The following is a 2,935-nucleotide window of genomic DNA, read 5'->3' as shown; positions in this document are numbered from 1 at the left end:
GGTGTTCAGAGGTGTGCTATTCCGTTCTAGCTTTCCGGGGGGGCGCGTCGCCGGTCGCCGCGCCCCCGGGGCTCGTTGACAGCCGTGGCATACTGAGGGCGTGAGCCGCCTCACAATGCCGTGCGGCGGCTCGAAAACTGCATACACACCCATCACGACGGATCGTCGGGCACGTACCTGCCCGTGAAGGGAAAACGACCATGGCAACGGTAACGTTCGACAATGCCACGCGCTTATATCCGGGCACCGAAAAGCCCGCGGTGGACAGCCTCAAGCTGGAGATCGCCGACGGCGAGTTCCTGGTCCTCGTCGGCCCCTCGGGCTGCGGCAAGTCCACCTCGCTGCGGATGCTGGCCGGCCTGGAAGACGTGAACTCGGGACGGATCCTGATCGGCGACCGCGACGTCACCGACATACCGCCCAAAGACCGTGACATCGCCATGGTGTTCCAGAACTACGCGCTGTACCCGCACATGTCCGTTGCGGACAACATGGGTTTCGCCCTGAAGATCGCCGGCGTGTCCAAGGAAGAACGCGTCGAGCGGGTCCGCGAGGCGGCCAAGCTGCTGGACCTGGAGGAGTACCTGGACCGCAAGCCCAAGGCGCTCTCCGGCGGCCAGCGCCAGCGCGTGGCGATGGGCCGGGCGATCGTGCGGAACCCGCAGGTTTTCCTGATGGATGAGCCGCTGTCCAACCTGGACGCCAAGCTGCGCGTGCAGACCCGCACGCAGATCGCCTCCCTGACCCGCCGGCTGGGCGTGACCACCGTCTATGTCACCCACGACCAGGTGGAAGCCATGACCATGGGCGACCGCGTGGCGGTGCTCAAGGACGGCATCCTGCAGCAGGTGGACACCCCGCGCGCCCTCTACGACCGGCCGGCCAACGTCTTCGTGGCCGGTTTCATCGGCTCGCCGGCCATGAACCTGCTGGAACTGCCGGTGACCGACGGCGGTGTCCAGTTCGGCGGCCTGACGTACCCGGTGCCGCGCAACCTGCTGGAGGCCGCGCACGGAAACACCGTCACGCTGGGGGTCCGGCCGGAGGACCTGGAGCGCGCCGAGGACGGCCAGGGGCTCGCGGTGTTCGTGGACGTCGTCGAGGAACTGGGCGCCGACGCGTACGTCTACGGGCACACCGAGCTGGACGGCAAGCGCTACGACATCACCGGCCGCGTCGACGGGCGCACCCCGCCGCCGGCCGGCAGCACCACGTATGTGCGGCCCAAGGAGGGCCACGTGCACCTGTTCGACACCGAGAACGGGCTGCGGTTGGGCGAGCATGCCCCCGGCACGCCGCCCGCCTCGGTGGAGGACCTCAATACTCCGATCGAAGCCGGCAAGACCGCCGACTAGGCCCCGCGCCTAGGATGTAGTCATCATGGCTGACCAACATCCCGGCACCGGCGGTCCCGTCCCAGGGGCCGCCGACGCGGCCCTGTCCGGCGGGGCCGCGTCGATAGCGTCGCTGAGCATCACCGCGGCGACCGCCGACGAGCGGCTGCTGGACCTGCCCTGGCATCTAGCGCTCGAAGACTGGCCGCCGGAAAACCTGGCCGCGCTGCCCCGCGGGCTGTCCCGGCACGTGGTCAGGTTCGCCCCGCTGGGCGCGGGCGTCGTGGCGATCAAGGAGACCGGCGAAGAAGCTGCCCGGCACGAATACCAGATGCTGCGCAAGCTGCAGCGGCTGGCTATCCCCTGCGTGGAACCGGTGGCCGTCATCACCGGGCGGCTGCGCACCGACGGCACTCCCCTGCAACCGGTGCTGGTCACCCGGCATCTTCGTTTCTCGCTGCCGTACCGCGCCTTGTTTTCCCAGACGCTGCGGCGGGAGACCCTGACCCGCCTGATCGACGCGCAGGCACTGCTGCTGGTGCGCCTGCACCTGGTGGGGTTTTTCTGGGGCGATGTCTCGCTGTCCAACACGCTCTTCCGCCGCGATGCCGGAGCGTTCGCGGCCTACCTGGTGGACGCCGAAACCGGTGAGCTGCAGCAGCGGCTCTCGGACGGCCAGCGCGAGCACGACCTCGAGATCGCGCGGGTGAACATCGCCGGCGAGATGATGGACCTCATCGAGGGCGGCCTGCTCGAGGAAAGAGTGGATCCGGTGGCCACCAGCGAGCGGATCATGGACAGCTACCGCAAGCTGTGGGTGGAACTGACGGCGGAGGAGTCGTTCGACCTGGGTGAGCGGTGGCGGGTCAACGCCCGCATCCGCCGCCTGAACGATTTGGGGTTCGACGTGGAGGAGTTCTCCATCAACACCACCGCCGACGGGGCCACCATCCAGCTCCAGCCCAAGGTGGTGGACGCCGGGCACCACCAGCGCCGGCTGCTGCGGCTCACGGGCCTCGATGTGCAGGCGAACCAGGCACGCCGGCTGCTCAATGACCTGGATGCCTACCGGGCTGACAACCAGCCGGAGCAGAGCGAGGAGATCAGCGCGCATAGCTGGGTCCGTCAGGTCTTCGAACCGATTGTCCGGGCCATCCCGCGCGAGCTGGCGGGCAAGCTGGAACCGGCCGAAGTGGTCCATCAGGTGCTCGAGCACCGCTGGTATATCTCCGAAGCGCAGGACCGCAACGTGCCGCTGGCGGAGGCCGTGCAGTCCTACGTCGATACCGTGCTGCGCCACCGCCGCGACGAGGCCGCCATCATGCTCGATCCGGATGCGCGGACCGCCGCCGCCCTGGACGCGGCCGCGGCGGACGAAGGCTGACTGCGCTCAGGCAGGTCCGGCTTGCCGCCCTTCGGTCGTGCTGAGGATCGCCACGAGGAAGTCCGACGACGGGGTGAACGGGCGCAAATCCCAGGTGGCCAACCGCAGGTCGGGGGTCAGGCCCGCCGCCGCGGCGTCGGAGAAGAACTCGTCGAAGTCGTAGCCGCGGCCGGCGCCGAATCCTGCCACGAGCCGGCCGGCGGGAGCCAGGTGGCCG

Annotated in this window: 2 protein-coding genes and 1 pseudogene; 2 read left to right on the top strand and 1 reads right to left on the bottom strand. The window is 69.0% G+C overall.

Annotated features, from left to right (window positions below; all coding sequences use genetic code 11):
* The first annotated feature begins 200 nt into the window (after nt 1-200).
* The gene (locus tag AC5RV2_RS16525; RefSeq protein ID WP_494093236.1) at nt 201-1,355 is read left to right on the top strand and encodes an ABC transporter ATP-binding protein; all 1,155 of its coding nucleotides are present in this window, start codon (nt 201-203) and stop codon (nt 1,353-1,355) included.
* Nucleotides 1,356-1,380: 25 nt separating this feature from the next.
* A complete protein-coding gene (locus AC5RV2_RS16520; protein WP_494093235.1) occupies nt 1,381-2,718 on the top strand; it encodes a DUF4032 domain-containing protein in 1,338 nt (445 codons plus the stop codon).
* A 6-nt stretch (nt 2,719-2,724) separates the two neighbouring features.
* Here the strand turns inward: AC5RV2_RS16520 and AC5RV2_RS16515 are convergent.
* Nucleotides 2,725-2,935 (bottom strand): annotated as a pseudogene (locus tag AC5RV2_RS16515) (SAM-dependent methyltransferase); the annotation flags it as partial.

Source organism: Arthrobacter sp. Y3225116 (assembly GCF_059091245.1).
This window is presented reverse-complemented; position numbering and strand designations above follow the sequence as displayed.

Bases quoted from the DNA above. Each gene is read 5' to 3' on its own strand.
- AC5RV2_RS16525 (WP_494093236.1), top strand. From the start codon at position 201: ATGGCAACGGTAACGTTCGACAATGCCACGCGCTTATATCCGGGCACC.
- AC5RV2_RS16520 (WP_494093235.1), top strand. From the start codon at position 1,381: ATGGCTGACCAACATCCCGGCACCGGCGGTCCCGTCCCAGGGGCCGCC.